Genomic DNA, 16,542 nt, shown 5'->3' on the forward strand with positions numbered 1-16,542 from the left:
ACCGGCCGGTCAGGTACGGATTGAAGCCGTCTCACCCTCCGGGCGCTCAGCCCTCGCCGAGGTACCGGTCGACCGTGGCGACCTTCGAGGTGAGGCCGTCGGTCACGCCGGGACGGATGTCGGCCTTGAGGACGAGCGAGACCCGGGGCGCCCGCGCCTCGACCGCGGCGACGGCCCGCCGTACGACGTCCATGCACGCGTCCCACTCGCCCTCCAGCGAGGTGAACATGGCGTCGGTGCGGTGCGGCAGGCCCGACTCGCGGACCACGCGCACGGCGTCGGCGACGTACTCCCCCACGTCCTCGCCGACGCCGAGCGGGGTGACCGAGAAGGCGACGATCACGACTTGACCGCGCTTCCGCCGCTGCTGCTCACCGTGCCCGTCTGCTCCTTGCGGGCCCGCGCCGCGATCACGCCGGCCTCCTCTTCCCGGCGCAGCATCCGTTCCGCGAAGAAGCCGCCGGACGGCACGATCGAGAGCGCGAAGTAGAGGGCGGCGCGGCCCTTCTCCCACTTGTTCCGGTTCCAGGCGTCGAGCCAGAAGATCACGTAGAGGATGAACAGGAAGCCGTGGACGGGTCCCATCACCTTCACGGAGCCCGGCCCCCAGCTCGCCTCCGTGAAGTTCTTCGCCAGCGAGCAGACGATCAGGATGAGCCAGGAGACCGCTTCGGGAACGGAGCTCAGACGCAGGCGACGCAGCGCTGAGACCGCCTTGGGCGGCAGCCCGCTAGGAGTTTCCAGTATGGCCACGGCAGGTCCTCAGATTTGTGAAGGGATGCACAAGCTTCTCCCATTGTGGCAGCCCTGCAATCGATCGCGGCCCGCAGGGTAGGTTCGACGCGTGGCTCAGTTCCGGCTCGAAGGCAGCAGAGTGCTGGCCGTCACGCTCGGCGGTGGCGGCGACGCAGTGAAGGCGAAGAACGGCTCGATGGTCGCCTATGACGGCGAGATGGCGTTCAAGAAGATGAGCGGCGGCGGCGAGGGCATGCGCGGCATGGTCACGCGCCGGCTCACCGGCGAGCAGCTGACGGTCATGGAGGTGAAGGGGCAGGGCACCTGCTACTTCGCCGACCGGGCCAGCGACATCAGCCTCGTCCGGCTGAACGGCGAGAAGCTGCACGTCGAGGCGAGCAATCTGCTGTGCACGGACGGTGGCCTGCGCACCGGCACCAGCTTCACCGGGCTGCGCGGCGCCTCCCAGGGCAACGGCCTGTTCACCACATCCGTCGAGGGCACAGGGCAGGCGGCGCTGATGTCGGACGGCCCCGCGGTGCTGCTGCGGGTCACACCGCAGACGCCGCTCCAGGTCGACCCGGGCGCCTATGTCGCGCACCAGGGCGACCTGCGGCAGAGCTTCCAGTCCGGGGTGAACTTCCGCACGCTGATGGGCGAGGGCTCCGGCGAGGCGTTCCAGATCCGCTTCGAGGGCCAGGGCGTGGTCTACGTACAGCCGAGCGAGCGCAACACGCTGGGAGGGGACGTCTGATGCCGTTCCGGGAACTGTCCGGCAAGCTCGTCGAGGCGCGGGTGGTGCCGGGCCAACGGATGTTCAGCCAGCGCGGCGCGATGGTCGGCTACAAGGGCGAGGTGACGTTCACGCCCAACATGCAGGGCGGCCAGGGCGGTGTGATGTCGATGATCGGCCGCCGCGTCGCAGGCGAGGCCACTCCGCTGATGACAGTGGAGGGCGACGGTACCGTGATGTTCGGCCACGGCGGCCACCACATCCAGGTGATCGACCTCGACGGGGACACCCTGTGCGTGGAGGCCGACCGGCTCCTCGCCTTCGACGGCACTCTCCAGCAGGGCACCCTCTTCCTCGGCAGGGACGGCGGGGTGATGGGCATGGTGCGCGGCCAGGTCTCCGGGCAGGGCCTGTTCACCACCACGCTGTCCGGCAAGGGCTCGGCGGCCGTGATGGCACACGGCGGCATCATCCAGCTCCCCATCACCCCAGGCCGCCCCGTCCACGTCGACCCCCAGGCGTACGTCGCGCACTTCGGCGACGTACGCAACAAACTGTCCTCCGCGCTGGGCTGGCGCGACATGGTGGGCCGGGGCTCGGGCGAGGCGTTCCAGCTGGAACTGTCCGGCAACGGGGCCGTGTTCGTGCAGGCCAGTGAGGAGAAGCTGTGATGTCCCAGCCGCCGGGAGCCGTCCCGCAGGGCTATCAGGTGTACGAAGCGGCGACGCTGCCCGCGAACGACAACGTCAATCCGTACGCCTTCTCCGTCGACCTGGACGGCCAGTGGTTCCTCCAGAAAGGGAAGATGATCGCCTACTACGGGCAGATCGACTTCCACGGCATCGGACACGGCCCGCTGGACCGGCTCGTGGCGAGCAGTTTCCACTCGCCGCTGCACGCCTCCGACTGGGTCGTCGCCCAGGGGCGGGGCAAGCTGCTGCTGGCCGACCGGGCCTTCAACGTCAACTCCTACGACCTTCAGGACGGCAACCTGACCGTGCGGTCCGGCAATCTGCTCGCCTTCGAACCCTCGCTCTCGCTGAAGCAGTCGATCATCCCCGGCTTCCTCACCCTGATCGGTACGGGCTCCTTCGTGGCGGCCTCCAACGGGGAGGTCCACTTCGTGGAGCCGCCGGTGCGGGTCGACCCGCAGGCGCTGGTCGGCTGGGCGGACTGCCCCTCGCCCTGTCACCACTACGACCATCAGTACCTCAAGGGGTTCATGGGCGGCCTCCGCGCCATGACGGGGCTGGGCGGAGCCTCCGGCGAGGAGCACCAGTTCGAGTTCGTCGGCACGGGCACCGTACTGATCCAGTCGTCCGAGATGCTGATGGCGGAGCGCGAGACGGGCGCCGTTCCGCAGCAGGCGGGGGTGCCGGGCGGCGGCCAGGGCGGCCAGCGGGCTCCGCAGTTGCCGGGCCAGCTCGGCAGCCTGCAACGCAGGTTCGGTCTCTGAGACCCCTGCCGCAGGGCGGCGGCGCGCCCTCCGCGGCCCGTGCCTCCGCCTTGGTTGACAACGCTGCGGCATCTTGACGCCACACCGTGTAAGCACGCGTGTGCGAAGCTCGGTAGAGTCTCACGCTATGGACACCGACGACGGCACCCGTTGGCTCACCGAGGACGAGCAGCGTGCATGGCGCACCCATCTGGACGTCGGCAGGCTGCTCAGCTACCAACTTGAGCGTGACCTGCAACCCTTCGGGCTGACCCTCAACGACTACGAGATACTCGTCAACCTCTCGGAGTCGCCGGAGCACCGCATGCGGATGACCGACCTGGCCTCGGCCACCCTCCAGTCCAAGAGCCGGCTGTCCCACCAGATCACCCGGATGGAGAAGGCCGGACTGGTACGGCGCGAGTCCTGCGAGTCGGACAAACGGGGACTGTTCGCCGTGCTGACGGAGCACGGCTGGGACACGATGCGTACGGTGGCACCGCACCATGTCGCCTCTGTGCGGCGTCATTTCATCGATGGCATCGCGCCGTCGGACCTCGCCCACCTGGAGCGCATCCTGCGCCCCCTCGCGGAGAAGCTGCGCACCGAGAGGGGCCGCGTGTGAGGGGCCGCGCGTAGGGGCTCCTAGTCGCCGGCGAGCGGCAGCCGCAGCACGAAGGTGGCCCCTCCCCGGGAGGGGCTCTCCACCCGCAGCGTGCCGCCGTGCCGCTCCGCGACGTCGCGGGCGATGGCGAGGCCCAGCCCGGCTCCGCCCTCGTCCCGGGAGCGCGCCGCATCCAGCCGGACGAATCGCTCGAAGATGCGCTCCCGCTCCTCCTCGGGCACCCCCTCCCCGTCGTCGGAAACGGCGAGAGCGAGCTCGGCGCCCTCCCGCCGCACGACGACGGAAACCCCGGAACGCGCGTGCCGCTGGGCGTTGTCCAGCAGGTTTGCCAGCACCCGCGACAACTGACCCGCCGAGCCCCGCACTTCTCCCCCGTCGAGCACCTCCACCCGCACCGGATACGGGTCCGCCATCCGCTGCGCCACGTGCTCACGTACCAGCTGGTCCAGGGCCACCCGTCCCTCGGCGGGCCGCTCCCCCGCGTCCAGCCGGGCCAGCAGCAACAGATCGGCGGCCAGCGTCTGGAGCCGTACGGTGTCCTCCACCGCCTCGTCCAGATCGAGCAGTTCGGGGTGGGCCGCTGCCACCTCCAGCTGGGTGCGCAGCGAGGCGATGGGGCTGCGCAACTCGTGCGAGGCGTCGGCGACGAACCGCCGCTGCCGCTCCACGGACGTCTCCAGCGCGGCGAGCGTCTCGTTCGTCGTACGGGCCAGCCGCGCCACCTCGTCCCGCGCATCCGGCTCGGGGACGCGGCGGGAGAGGTCGGTGCTGGCGGTGATCGCGCTCATCTCCTGCCGGATGCCTTCGACGGGCCGCAGGGCGCGCCGCGTGACCAGCCAGGTCACTCCCGCGACGACCAGCAGCAGCACCGGGAGCCCGAACAGCATGGAGCGGGTCACCGTGGAGACGGCCTCCTGCTGGGCGCCGAGGGAGGCTCCGGAGTAGACGGTGACGGGTGTGCCGTCCCGGGTGCGGCCCTGGACGGCGGCGACGTCGAACTCCTGGGAGCGGACGATGTCTTCCTTGTCGTAGGTGACCTCGCCGTCGTCGTCCACCGGGAAGGTGAGGATCTTGTTCTCGCTGTCCGCGTCGACCTCGGCCCCGCCGCTGCCGCTGTCGTCGGCATCGTCGCCGTCGGAGTCCTCCGGGTCCTCCCCGGTCCCGGTCTCGTCGTCGGACCGGTCGGGGCGCGCGAAGTCGGCCATCGGACCGCGCCCCTGCAGCGGGTCGCTTGCGCCGAGCACCTTGCCGTTCGCGTCCACGACCTGTGCGGGGTCGTCGCCGTCGAGCCCGTCCAGCTGCCTGACCTCTGTGCGGGACACGTCGGCCAGCCGGGCCGCCGTGCCACGCGCGGCGTTCTCCGCGTTGAGCCGCGCCGTGTCGGCCAGCCCGTCACGGAGCGTGGCCACGACGAAGAAGCCCGCGGCGACCAGCGCGAGCGCCACCACGAGGGTGGCGCCGAGTGCGGCACGTACCCGTACGGACGCCCTACGCACGGCGCGCTCCCCCGGCGGCGTCGCCGAGCCGGTACCCGGCCCCGCGCACGGTGCCGATCCAGCCGGACCCCAGCTTCCGCCGCAGGGCGCTCACATAGACCTCGACGATGTTCACGTCGCCCTCGTAGGCGAAGTCCCAGACATGTTCGAGGATCTCCGTCTTGGCCACGACCTCTCCGGCGCGGGTGGCCAGATATTCGAGGACGGCGAATTCCTTGGCGGTCAGCTCCACTTCCCGCTCGCCCACCGTGACGCGCTGCGCGGCGGGGTCGACGGTCAGCTCGCCGATCCGCAGCGACGCCTTGGCGCCTCGCGTACGGCGGCGCAGCAGTGCGCGGACGCGGGCGAGGAGCACGACGTAGGAGAACGGTTTGGTGAGGTAGTCGTCGGCGCCGGTGTCCAGCCCCTCGGCCTCGTCGTACTCGCCGTCCTTGGCGGTCAGCATCAGTACGGGTGTCTCGTCGCCGGCGGCGCGCAGCGCACCGCAGACGCGGTATCCGTTCATCCCCGGAAGCATGATGTCGAGAACGATCAAGTCGTATTCGTTCTCGACCGCCATATGCAGTCCTTCCGCGCCGTCGTGCACGACGTCCACGGCGAAGCCCTCGGCCATCAGACCCCTGGCGAGCGACCGGGCCAGTCGCCGCTCGTCTTCCACTATCAGCAGACGCACAGGGCTACCTTGCCAAATCGCGGCTGAAGAGGGCTTCAGGTAACTTCAGCTTACGTTCAGCAACAGTCGGCCACCGTGGAGTCATCGAAAGCGAGAGCAGCGAACGACCCGAGGAGTCGAACGTCATGAAGCGCAAGGTCATCATCGCCACCGTCGCCGCAGCCGCCCTGGTCGGAGGGGGTACGGCGACCGCGTTCGGGGTCGCCGGGCAGGACAGCGGAACGGACGGCAAGACGGCCGCCGCGTCCCAGTCGCACTCGAACGTGCGCATGGCCGAGCACGACGACCACGACGACGACGGCGAGAACGACGACACGTGCGACGACCGCGGCGACGGCCGGGACGGTGGCCGCGCCGACAAGGCCGAGGACACCGGCTCCGCGAAGGTCTCCCACAGCCGTGCGGCGCACGCCGTGCTCAAGGAGGTTCCCGGCAGCATCACCGAGCTGGAGCTGGACACCGACGGTAACCAGCTGGTGTGGGACGCCGATGTCCTCGGCAAGGACAACAAGTGGCACGACGTGAAGATCGACGCCACCAAGGGCCACGTCGTCAAGAACCGGGTGGACGCCCGCAAGGACGACAACCGCTCCGTCGTCCGCGCCGCCAAGCTGGACGCGGACGCGGCCGGCAAGAAGGCCGCCCAGGAGACCAAGGGCGCCGTCACCTCCCTCAGCCTGGACGACGACGGCCGGGACAAGGGCAAGTGGGAGGCCGACGCGGTCGACAAGCGGGGCAAGGAGCACGAGCTTGTCCTCGACGGGACCTCCGGCAAGGTCCTCCACCACGAGAGCGAGCAGAGCGAGGGCGACGACGACTGAGGCGGTCGTCCCCGTCTCCTCTCCCGGTCAGGTCCCGGTCAGGGCGTCACCCCTCGGTGACGCCCTCGACCAGTTCGTCGGCCGCCGTGTACGGGTCCAGTGCCCCGCCCACCACGCGCGCGGCCAGCGCGTCGAGCCGCTTGCCGCCCCGCAGCTCGCCGATGCGCCGGCGCAGCGCGGTCACCGCGATGGTCTCGATCTCCTTCGCGGCACGTGCCGCGCGCCGCTCGGCGAGCACCCCGCGCTCCTCCATCCAGCCGTGGTGCTTGTCCAGCGCCGCGACCATCTCGTCCACACCCTCCGACCGGGCGGCCACCGTCTTGACCACCGGTGGTCGCCAGTCGCCCGGCTGCCGGGCCTCGCCGAGGCCGAGCATGTGGTTGAGCTCGCGGACGGTGGCGTCGGCCCCGTCCCGGTCGGCCTTGTTGACGACGTAGACGTCGCCGATCTCCAGGATTCCGGCCTTCGCGGCCTGGATGCCGTCCCCCATGCCGGGTGCGAGCAGCACCACGCTGGTGTCGGCCTGCGCCGCGATCTCGACCTCGGACTGTCCGACGCCGACCGTCTCCACCAGGACCACGTCGCACCCCGCGGCATCCAGCACCCGGATCGCCTGCGGAGCGGCCCAGGCCAGGCCACCCAGATGGCCGCGGGTTGCCATCGATCGGATGTAGACCCCCGGATCGGAGGCGTGCTCACCCATCCGCACCCGGTCGCCGAGGAGCGCGCCGCCCGAGAACGGCGAGGAGGGGTCCACGGCCAGCACACCGACCCGCTTGCCCTGCGCGCGGTACGCACTGACCAGCGCCGAGGTGGTGGTCGACTTGCCGACGCCGGGCGAGCCGGTGAGGCCGACCACATAGGCGTTGCCGCAGTACGGGGCTATGGCCGCCATGGCCTCGCGAAGCTGCGGCGATGCGCCCTCGACGAGGGAGATCAGCCGCGCCACCGCCCGCGGCGCTCCCTCCCGGGCCCCCGCCACCAGCGCTGCGACATCCACCATTGAAACCGCTCCGTTCCGGGCTGTGACCGACTGTCCGGTTCCCTCTTACGGGACGCGGATGATCAGGGCGTCACCCTGGCCGCCGCCTCCGCACAGGGCGGCTGCGCCGAGACCGCCCCCGCGCCGCTTCAGCTCCAGCGCGAGGTGGAGAACGATGCGGGCTCCGGACATTCCGATGGGGTGCCCCAGGGCAATGGCGCCGCCGTTCACATTCACCTTTTCGGGGCCGACTTCAAGGTCCTTCATTGACTGGTGGGCCACGGCGGCAAACGCCTCGTTGATCTCGATCAGATCAAGATCCTCGACTGCGCGCCCCTCCTTCTTGAGCGCGTGCTGAATGGCGTTCGAGGGCTGCGACTGAAGGGAGTTGTCGGGTCCGGCGACATTCCCGTGGGCGCCGATCTCGGCGATCCATTCCACCCCGAGCTCCTCGGCCTTCGCCTTGCTCATCACGACGACCGCCGCGGCGCCGTCGGAGATCTGCGAGGCCGAACCGGCGGTGATCGTCCCGTCCTTGGCGAACGCAGGCCGCAACTTGCCCAGCGACTCGGCGGTCGAGTCACCCCGGATGCCCTCGTCCTCGGAGCAGAGCACCGGATCCCCCTTGCGCTGCGGGATCTCCACCGGAGTGATCTCCGCCTGGAAGAGCCCGTCGCGCTGGGCTGCCGCCGCGCGCTGGTGGGAGCGGGCCGCGATCTCGTCCTGCACGTCGCGCGGGATGCCCAGCCGGGTGTTGTGCTTCTCGGTGGAGGCACCCATGGGGATGCCTTCGAAGGAGTCGGTGAGCCCGTCGTGCGCCATGGAGTCGAGCACTTCGAGAGCGCCGTACTTGTAGCCCTCGCGGGACTTGGGCAGCAGGTGCGGGGCGTTGGTCATGGATTCCTGGCCGCCTGCGACGACGATGTCGAACTCGCCCGCGCGCACCAGCTGGTCGGCGAGCGCGATGGCGTCGAGCCCGGAGAGACACACCTTGTTCACGGTCAGTGCCGGAACGTTCATCGGGATGCCCGCCTTGACCGCGGCCTGGCGCGCCGGGATCTGCCCTGCCCCGGCCTGAAGCACCTGGCCCATGATCACGTACTCGACCTGGTCCCCGCCGATACCGGCCCGCTCCAGTGCAGCCTTGATGGCGAACCCGCCCAAGTCCGCCCCGGAGAAGGACTTCAGCGAGCCGAGCAGCCGCCCCATGGGCGTTCGGGCGCCTGCGACGATCACGGATGTGGTGCTGCTGGAGGTGGGAGTCATGAGGGGTTCCCTTCCGGGGGGAAGTTAACGAGGGTTACCGCTCAAGATACTGAGCAGTACCAGCCCGGGTCACCCGTCGGTGAGTGTGACCGTGCGCACGTTGCGTAACCGCGCGCAGAGCGCTGCACTGTTCTGCATGCTGACGCGTATCGACCACATCGGAATCGCCTGCCGGGACCTCGAGGCCACCGTCGATTTCTACTCTCGCACCTACGGCTTCCAGGTGTTCCACACCGAGGTCAACCAGGAGCAGGGCGTCCGCGAAGCCATGCTGCGGATCAACGGCACGGACGACGGCGGCGCCTCCTACCTCCAGCTGCTGGAGCCCATCCGGGAGGACTCCACGGTCGCCAAGTGGCTGGCCAAGAACGGCGAGGGCGTCCACCACATCGCGTTCGGCACCGAGGACGTGGACGGCGATTCCGAAGCCATCCGCGACAAGGGCGTCCGCGTCCTCTACGACGAGCCCCGCAAGGGCACCATGGACTCCCGGATCACCTTCTTGCACCCGAAGGACTGCCACGGGGTGCTCACTGAACTGGTCACCTCCGCAACGCCCGGCGAGGAAGACGCGCACTGAGCCTGCGTCCCTTCGGTCACAGCCGCACCAACGGACCACTGGCGTCGGCTTCCACGCCCGGTAGAGTGGGCATCCGGCCGGGGCGGGCCCTCCCCACCCGTACGGAGATCTCCGGGCTGGGGGCTCGGTCCACGTTCCGCCGATGATCTGACACCATTTCCGGGAGACGTGTCTAATCAAGTCCGGGGGAGAGGGCTCGGATCATCTCCACGACTACCAGGGGACGGATGGGACCGCGCAGTGCGGGGCTACGACCGCTACGAGGCTGACGATCACCTCTCGCAGTTCGAGGCCGAGATGGAGCGGCTGAAGAAGGAGCGGGAGAAGGCCGTCGAGCATGCCGACGACCTCGGCTACCAGGTCGAAGTGCTGCGCGCCAAGCTGCACGAGGCGCGCCGCGCCCTCGCCACGCGCCCGGCAGGGTACGACAACCTTTCCCACCAGGCCGAGCAGTTGCTCCGCAACGCCCAGCTCCAGGCCGACCAGATGCGGGCGGACGCCGAACGGGAGCTGCGCGAGGCCCGCGCCCAGACACAGCGGCTGCTCCAGGAGCAGGCCGAGCAGCAGTCGCGGCTGGAGGCGGAGCTGCACTCCGAGGCGGTACGCCGCCGTCAGCAGCTCGACCAGGAGCTGGCCGAGCGCCGCGCCACGGTGGAGAACCACGTCAACGAGAACGTGGCGTGGGCCGAGCAGCTGCGGACCCGTACCGAACAGCAGGCCCGCCGGCTCATGGAGGAGACCCGGGCGGAGTCCGAGCAGTCCCTGGCCCGGGCGCGGGCCGAGGCGCAGCGGCTGACGGAGGAGTCCAGGCAGCGGCTGACCGCGGAGGCCGAGCAGGCCCGCAGCGAGGCCGAGTCGATTCTGCGGCGGGCCCGCGCGGACGCCGAGCGGCTGCTGAACGCCGCCTCCACACAGGCGCAGGAAGCCACCGAGCACGCCGAGCAGCTGCGGACCTCCACCACGAGTGAGGTGGAGACCAGCAGGCGTGAGTCCGCCGATCTGGTGCGCCGCGCCGAGGAGCGGATGCGGGAGGCCGAGGCGGCCCTGCGCGAGGCCCGCGAGAAGGCCACCGAGAAGCTCCAGGAGGCCGAGGAGGAGGCGGGCAAGCGGCTCGCCGACACCGAGTCGGAGAACGAGCAGCGCACCCGTACGGCCAAGGCCGAGGTGGCGCGGCTGGTGGGGCAGGCCACCAAGGACGCCGAGGCGATCAAGGCCGAGGCGGAGCAGCTGCGCGAGGACGCCAGGGCCGAGGGCGAGCGGATGATCGCCGAGGCCCGGGAGAAGGCCCGTACCACCACGGCCGAGGAGTCCGCGAACCAGCTCGCGGAGGCGGCCCGTACCGCCGAGGACGTGCTCAACCGCGCCTCCGAGGAGGCGAAGGCCACCACGAAGTCGGCCTCGGAGGAGGCCGAGCGGCTGCGCAGTGAGGCCGAGGAGGAGGCCGACCGGCTGCGCGCCGAGGCGCATGACGTGGCCGAGCAGCTCAAGGGCGCCGCCAAGGACGACACCAAGGAGTACCGGGCCAAGACGGTCGAGCTCCAGGAGGAGGCGCGCAGGCTGCGCGGCGAGGCCGAGCAGCTGCGGGCCGAGGCGGTCGAAGAGGGCGAGAAGATCCGCGGCGAGGCCCGCCGCGACGCCGTCCAGCAGATCGAGGAGGCCGCCAACCGGGCCGAGGAGCTGCTGGGCAAGGCGAAGGCCGACGCCGAGGAGACCCGTACCGAGGCGACGACGGAGAGCGAGCGCGTCCGTACGGAGGCGATCGAGCGGGCCACCACGCTGCGCAAGCAGGCCGAGGAGGCGCTGGAGCGGGCCCGTACGGAGGCCGAGGAGCTGCGCTCGCAGGCCGAGGAGCAGGCCGAGCAGACGCGTACCGAGGCGGACGAGGCCGCTCGGCGCACCCGCGAGGAGGCCGAGCAGGCGGCCCGCGACCGCAAGGCCGAGACCGCGGCGGAGCTGACGCGGCTGCACGAGGAGGCCGAGGCCAAGCTGGCGGAGGCCGAGGCCGGCCTGACCGAGGCCCGCACGGAGGCCGAGCGGCTGCGGGACGAGGCGAGGACCGAGGCCGAACGGCTGCGCTCCGAGACGGCGGAGCGGGTACGCACGCTGCGCGAGCAGGCCGAGGAGGAGGCCGAACGGCTGCGCACGGAGGCCGCATCGGACGCCTCCCAGGCCCGTGCGGAGGGCGAGTCGGTCGCCGTCCAGCTGCGCAGCGAGGCGGCGGCGGAGGCCGAGCGGCTGCGCGAGGAGGCCAAGGCGACGGCCGACCGGGTGCGCGCCGAGGCGGACGCGGCTGCCGAGCGGACGAACGCGGAGGCCGCCGAGGCGCTCAGCGCGGCCCAGGAGGAGGCGGCCCGCCGCCGGCGCGAGGCCGAGGAGCTGCTGACCTCGGCCCGCGAGGAGGCCCACCAGGAGCGTACGGAGGCCCGCGAGCAGAGCGAGGAGCTGCTGGCGGCGGCCCGTAAGCGGGTGGCCGAGGCCCACGAGGAGGCCGAGCGGCTGACCGAGGAGGCCGAGCGGCGCGCGGCCGAACTGGTGGCATCCGCCGAGGAGACGGCCCAGCAGGTACGGGACTCCGTCGCCGGGCTGCGCGCGGAGGCCGAGGAGGAGATCGCCGGGCTGCGGTCGGCCGCCGAGCTCGCGGCGCAGACGCTGCGCCGCGAGGCCCAGGAGGAGACCGAGGCCGCCAAGTCGCTGGCGGAACGGACCGTTTCGGACGCGATGGCCGAGGCCGAACGCACCCGCGCCGACGCGCAGCGGGTCAGCGACGAGGCCCGCGCCGAGTCCGACCGGCTGCTGGACGAGGCACGCGAGCAGGCCGCCAAAAAGCGCAGCGAGGCCGCCGAACAGGCCGACCAACTCCTCGCCAAGGCCCAGGAGGAGGCCGACCGCACCCGCACCGAGGCCGAGCAGTTCAGCAGTGAGACCCGGGCCGGGGCCAAGCAGTTCGACCGGGACACCCGCGCTGCGGCCGAGCAGTTCAGCCTGGAGACCCGCACCGAGGCCGAACGGATCGGCAACGACCTGCGGGCGAAGGCCGAGCAGTTCAGCGACCAGACCCGCGCCGAGGCCGAACGGATCGGCGAGGAGTCCCGCGCCGAGGCCCAGCGGCTGCTGGACGAGGCACGCGAGCAGGCCGCCAAAAAGCGCAGCGAGGCCGCCGAACAGGCCGACCAACTCCTCGCCAAGGCCCAGGAGGAGGCGCTGCGTACGCAGGCCGCCGCAGAGGAGCAGGCGGACTCCATGGTCGGTGCCGCTCGCGCCGAGTCGGAGCGGCTGGTGACCGAGGGGCAGGCCGAGGGCCGGGAACTGGTCGAGAAGGCCCGCGCCGACGCGGACACCATGCTGGAGGAGGCGCGCAGCGACTCCAGCGCGATCCGCGGGCGCGCCGAGGAGCTGCGTACCCGCGTCGAGGCGGAGGTCGAGGAGCTGCACGAGCGGGCCCGCCGGGAGGCGGCCGAGGCGATGCAGTCGGCGGGCGAGCGCTGCGACAAGCTCGTACAGGCCGCGGAGGAGCAGCTGGCCGAGGCACGGGCGAAGGCGGAGGAGCTGCGGGCGGACGCCGACGCCGAGGCGGGCAAGGTGCGGATCGCCGCCGTCAAGAAGGCCGAGGGCCTGCTGAAGGAGGCCGAGCAGAAGAAGGCCGCCATGCTGCGGGAGGCGCAGCAGGCGCGGGACGAGGCCACCGAGGAGGCGCGGCGTACGGTCGAGGCCGGGCAGCACGAGCTGGATGTGCTGATGCGCCGCCAGGAGGACATCAACGCGGAGATCTCCCGCGTGCAAGATGTGCTGGAGGCGCTGGAGTCGTTCGAAACGCCGGGCGCCGCGTCAGCGGCCGGCTCGGATTCCGGTTCTGATTCCGCTTCGGGCCCGGGCAACGGAGCCGGTTCCGGCGGCGGGTCGGGACGCGGTTCGGGATCCGGCAAAAAGGGCGGACGTGACACCGGGGCAAACGGTGGTGTGACAGCGGGCGTTGGCGCTGGTACAACTCGTTCGAGTGGCAAGGGTTCGGAGAGTTAGCCACCCGAATGAGGGCACATTCTCCAGATCAAACACGCATAAGCTCGATGACACGCCGCTTCGGCCCCTAGGATTCCCTCTATCACTCCCCCGTCTGATAACCCGTCTGACTCGACAGGAACCCCATGAGCGACACTTCCTCCCCCTTCGGCTTCGAGCTCGTGCGGCGTGGCTACGACCGCGGGCAGGTGGACGACCGCATCACAAAGCTCGTCGCCGACCGTGACAGCGCCCTGGCCCGTATCACCTCTCTGGAAAAGCGCATCGAGGAACTGCACCTCGAAACGCAGAACGCCCAGGCTCAGGTCAACGACGCGGAGCCGTCGTACGCCGGGTTGGGCGCCCGGGTCGAGAAGATCCTCCGCCTCGCGGAGGAGGAGGCCAAGGACCTGCGCGAGGAGGCCCGTCGCGCGGCCGAACAGCACCGGGAGCTGGCCGAGGGTGCGGCCCAGCAGGTGCGTAACGACGCCGAGGCGTTCGCCGCCGAGCGCAAGGCGAAGGCCGAGGAAGAGGGCTCGCGCATCGTCGACAAGGCGAAGAGCGAGGCCGCTTCGCTGCGCAGCGAGGCGGAGAAGGACGCCCAGTCCAAGCGCGAGGAGGCCGACACCCTCTTCGAGGACACCCGCGCCAAGGCCGCGCAGGCCGCCGCCGACTTCGAGACCAACCTCGCCAAGCGCCGCGAGCAGTCCGAGCGCGACCTGGCCTCCCGTCAGGCCAAGGCCGAGAAGCGGCTCGCCGAGATCGAGCACCGCGCCGAGCAGCTGCGCCTGGAGGCCGAGAAGCTGCGCACGGACGCGGAGCGCCGCGCCCGGCAGACCGTCGAGACCGCACAGCGCCAGGCCGAGGACATCGTGGCCGACGCCAACGCGAAGGCCGACCGGGTGCGCAGCGAGTCCGAGCGCGAGCTGGCCGCGCTCACCAACCGCCGCGACAGCATCAACGCGCAGCTCACCAACGTGCGCGAGATGCTGGCCACGCTCACCGGCGCGGCTGTGGCGGCGGCCGGGCAGCCCGGTGAGGAGGTCACGGACGAGGAGACCGCGGGCCGCTCGGTCCCGGCCCAGCAGTCCCGCTGAACCCCGCCTGCGCGGGGCTGTTACCAGGCTTCGCGCGGCGCGTTCCGGCGCACCGTCTTTCCCCGCCGCAACGGCGGGACGCTCCGGACATGCGGCGGGCCGCACCGCACGGTGCGGCCCGTTTCGCATGTGCGGGTGATGTGCGGATAATGCGCACAAGTGGCGAGCGCAGTGGCTGCCCTTTAGCGTCGAAGAATGATCGAGCTGCGGGACCTCACCAAGCGGTACGGCGACAAGCTCGCCGTCGACGGTCTCAGCTTCACCGTACGTCCTGGTACGGTCACCGGCTTTCTGGGACCGAACGGCGCGGGCAAGTCGACGACGATGCGGATGGTGCTCGGCCTGGACGCCCCGACCAGGGGCGACGTTCGTATCGAGGGCAAGCACTACGGCGAACTGCGCGAACCGCTCAACAGCATCGGTGCGCTCCTGGAGGCCAAGGGGGTGCACGGCGGGCGCAGAGCCCATGACCATCTGCTGTGTATGGCGCAGTCGAACGGCATCCCCGAGCGCCGGGTCGGCGAGGTGCTGGAAATGGTCGGCCTCCACGATGTGGCACGCAAGCGGCCCAAGGGTTTCTCCCTCGGCATGGGGCAGCGGCTGGGTATCGCTGCCGCACTGCTGGGCGACCCGCGCATCCTGATGTTCGACGAGCCGGTCAACGGGCTCGACCCGGAGGGCATCCACTGGATCCGCACCCTGATGCAGCAGTTGGCCCGGGAGGGCCGGACGGTGTTCGTCTCCAGCCATCTGATGAGCGAGATGGCGCAGACCGCCGAGCATCTGGTCGTCATCGGTCAGGGCAAGCTGCTGGCGGACACCTCGATGTCGCAGTTCATCGCGGAGAACTCCCGTACCCACGTGCGGGTCCGCACTCCCGAGCCGGAGCGGCTGCTGGACATTCTCGTCGGGGCCGGACTGCGGCCGGCGACCGGCCAGGACGGCGCCCTGGAGGTGGACGGCGGGGACGCACCCCGGATCGGGGAGCTCGCCGCCGCGAACCGGGTGGTGCTGCACGAGCTGAGCACCCAGCGGGCCTCGTTGGAGGAGGCGTTCATGCGGCTGACGGCACAGAGCGTCGAGTACCACGCCTACGCGCCCGGCGCGGACGGTACGCAGCTGCCGCAGGGCGGTGCCCCACAGGTCCCGGGCGGCACGGCGCCACCGCCGCAGGGCGGCACGGCCCCGCCGCCGCAAGGGGTGCAGCCGCCTCCCGCGTGGGGCGAGAACTGGAAGAAGGGGCGCCGGGGATGAGCCACACCACGCGGGTACTGAAGTCGGAGTGGACGAAGGTCCGTTCCGTCCGCTCCACCGTCTGGACCCTCGCCACGGCGTTGGTCGTCTCCGTCGGCCTCGGCGCGTTGATCTGCGGGGTGACCGCGTCCACCTTCGGCGACATGCCCGCCCAGGACCGGCTGACGTTCGACGCCACCTACACCAGCTTCGCCGGGATGGGCCTCGGCCAGCTCGCGATGATCGCGTTCGGGGTGCTCATCGTCTCGGCGGAGTACAGCACCGGCATGATCCGCAACTCGCTGGCCGCCGTGCCGCAGCGGGGCACGTTCCTGTGGTGCAAGGTGCTGATCGCGGGGGCGCTGGTACTGGTCGTCGGCATGATCACCAGCTTCTGCGCGTTCTTCCTCGGCCAGGCGCTGCTGGGCTCGCACGGGGTGGGCATCGGCGACCGGGGAGTGCTGCGTGCCGTGGTCGGCGGTGGCCTCTACATGGCGCTGATCGCCATGTTCGCCGTCGGCATCACCTTCGTACTGCGCAGCCCGCTGCTGGCGTTCGCGATCCTGATGCCGTTCTTCTTCCTCATCTCCAACATCCTCGGCAACGTCGAGGCGACCAAGAAGATCGGCCAGTACCTCCCCGACCAGGCGGGCACGACGGTGATGGCTGTGGTGCCGGAGACGCTGGACCGGCCGTACGGGCCGTGGGAGGGACTGCTGATCATGGTGGCCTGGACGGCCGCCGCACTGGTGGCGGGCTTCGTGGTCCTCAAGAAGCGCGACGCCTGACCGACCCGCCCCCGGCCCCCGGGGGGCCGCTGCATGGAACCAATTGCGGGCCCCGTAACCTCCTAGGCCATGTCCGGGGGCG

Annotated in this window: 16 protein-coding genes; 10 read left to right on the forward strand and 6 right to left on the reverse strand. The window is 70.9% G+C overall.

Annotated features, from left to right (window positions below):
- Window positions 1–46: 46 nt before the first annotated feature.
- Window positions 47–343, reverse strand: a complete 297-nt coding sequence (locus tag ACTWP9_RS06895) for an MTH1187 family thiamine-binding protein (RefSeq protein WP_433099400.1) — start codon at window positions 341–343, stop codon at window positions 47–49.
- Window positions 340–753: a DUF3817 domain-containing protein gene (locus tag ACTWP9_RS06900; RefSeq protein ID WP_443245081.1), complete on the reverse strand. Its 414-nt coding sequence runs from the start codon at window positions 751–753 to the stop codon at window positions 340–342. The genes ACTWP9_RS06895 and ACTWP9_RS06900 overlap by 4 nt, the downstream gene beginning before the upstream one ends.
- A gap of 91 nt (window positions 754–844) precedes the next feature.
- Between ACTWP9_RS06900 and ACTWP9_RS06905 the strand changes: the two genes are divergently transcribed.
- From ACTWP9_RS06905 to ACTWP9_RS06920, 4 genes are all read left to right on the forward strand, one after another.
- Entirely contained in the window at window positions 845–1,489 is a 645-nt protein-coding gene (locus ACTWP9_RS06905; protein WP_443245082.1) for an AIM24 family protein, read from the forward strand.
- A complete protein-coding gene (locus ACTWP9_RS06910) occupies window positions 1,489–2,139 on the forward strand; it encodes an AIM24 family protein (RefSeq protein WP_443245083.1) in 651 nt (216 codons plus the stop codon). The genes ACTWP9_RS06905 and ACTWP9_RS06910 overlap by 1 nt, the downstream gene beginning before the upstream one ends.
- Entirely contained in the window at window positions 2,139–2,924 is a 786-nt protein-coding gene (locus ACTWP9_RS06915; protein ID WP_443245084.1) for an AIM24 family protein, read from the forward strand. The genes ACTWP9_RS06910 and ACTWP9_RS06915 overlap by 1 nt, the downstream gene beginning before the upstream one ends.
- A 127-nt stretch (window positions 2,925–3,051) precedes the next feature.
- Window positions 3,052–3,528, forward strand: coding sequence for a MarR family winged helix-turn-helix transcriptional regulator (locus ACTWP9_RS06920; RefSeq protein ID WP_443245085.1), 477 nt, complete (start codon window positions 3,052–3,054; stop codon window positions 3,526–3,528).
- A 20-nt stretch (window positions 3,529–3,548) separates the two neighbouring features.
- Here ACTWP9_RS06920 and ACTWP9_RS06925 read toward each other — a convergent pair whose 3' ends face one another.
- The gene (locus ACTWP9_RS06925) at window positions 3,549–5,024 is read right to left on the reverse strand and encodes an ATP-binding protein (protein ID WP_443245086.1); all 1,476 of its coding nucleotides are present in this window, start codon (window positions 5,022–5,024) and stop codon (window positions 3,549–3,551) included.
- Window positions 5,017–5,697 carry a response regulator transcription factor gene (locus tag ACTWP9_RS06930; RefSeq protein WP_443245087.1) on the reverse strand — a complete coding sequence of 227 codons (681 nt, stop codon included), beginning with the start codon at window positions 5,695–5,697 and terminating at the stop codon, window positions 5,017–5,019. Before ACTWP9_RS06930 ends, ACTWP9_RS06925 begins: the two co-directional genes overlap by 8 nt.
- 125 nt (window positions 5,698–5,822) lie before the next feature.
- On the opposite strand from ACTWP9_RS06930, the gene ACTWP9_RS06935 reads away from it, so the two are divergent.
- The gene (locus ACTWP9_RS06935) at window positions 5,823–6,518 is read left to right on the forward strand and encodes a PepSY domain-containing protein (RefSeq protein ID WP_443245088.1); all 696 of its coding nucleotides are present in this window, start codon (window positions 5,823–5,825) and stop codon (window positions 6,516–6,518) included.
- A gap of 46 nt (window positions 6,519–6,564) precedes the next feature.
- Here the strand turns inward: ACTWP9_RS06935 and meaB are convergent, their stop codons facing one another.
- Together meaB and ACTWP9_RS06945 are read right to left on the reverse strand one after the other, a co-directional pair.
- Window positions 6,565–7,521, reverse strand: coding sequence for a methylmalonyl Co-A mutase-associated GTPase MeaB (gene meaB / locus ACTWP9_RS06940; RefSeq protein WP_443245089.1), 957 nt, complete (start codon window positions 7,519–7,521; stop codon window positions 6,565–6,567).
- Window positions 7,522–7,566: 45 nt separating this feature from the next.
- Window positions 7,567–8,766 (reverse strand): acetyl-CoA C-acetyltransferase, encoded by a 1,200-nt coding sequence (locus ACTWP9_RS06945; RefSeq protein ID WP_443245090.1) that lies wholly within the window; start codon window positions 8,764–8,766, stop codon window positions 7,567–7,569.
- Window positions 8,767–8,902: 136 nt separating this feature from the next.
- Between ACTWP9_RS06945 and mce the strand changes: the two genes are divergently transcribed.
- The 5 genes from mce to ACTWP9_RS06970 all read left to right on the forward strand — a co-directional run bounded on the left by mce (window position 8,903) and on the right by ACTWP9_RS06970 (window position 16,460).
- Window positions 8,903–9,346: a methylmalonyl-CoA epimerase gene (gene mce / locus ACTWP9_RS06950; protein WP_443245091.1), complete on the forward strand. Its 444-nt coding sequence runs from the start codon at window positions 8,903–8,905 to the stop codon at window positions 9,344–9,346.
- A 240-nt stretch (window positions 9,347–9,586) separates the two neighbouring features.
- Complete coding sequence (gene scy / locus ACTWP9_RS06955; protein WP_443245092.1) at window positions 9,587–13,363, forward strand: polarized growth protein Scy; 3,777 nt, start codon at window positions 9,587–9,589, stop codon at window positions 13,361–13,363.
- A 125-nt stretch (window positions 13,364–13,488) separates the two neighbouring features.
- On the forward strand, window positions 13,489–14,439 hold the full coding sequence (locus tag ACTWP9_RS06960; RefSeq protein WP_443245093.1) for a cellulose-binding protein: 951 nt from the start codon (window positions 13,489–13,491) through the stop codon (window positions 14,437–14,439).
- Between the two features lie 195 nt (window positions 14,440–14,634).
- On the forward strand, window positions 14,635–15,693 hold the full coding sequence (locus ACTWP9_RS06965; RefSeq protein ID WP_443245094.1) for an ABC transporter ATP-binding protein: 1,059 nt from the start codon (window positions 14,635–14,637) through the stop codon (window positions 15,691–15,693).
- Entirely contained in the window at window positions 15,690–16,460 is a 771-nt protein-coding gene (locus ACTWP9_RS06970; protein WP_443245095.1) for an ABC transporter permease subunit, read from the forward strand. The genes ACTWP9_RS06965 and ACTWP9_RS06970 overlap by 4 nt, the downstream gene beginning before the upstream one ends.
- Window positions 16,461–16,542 lie beyond the last annotated feature (82 nt).

This window comes from Streptomyces sp. 3N207 (assembly GCF_052246355.1).
In the GTDB taxonomy this organism is placed as follows: domain Bacteria; phylum Actinomycetota; class Actinomycetes; order Streptomycetales; family Streptomycetaceae; genus Streptomyces.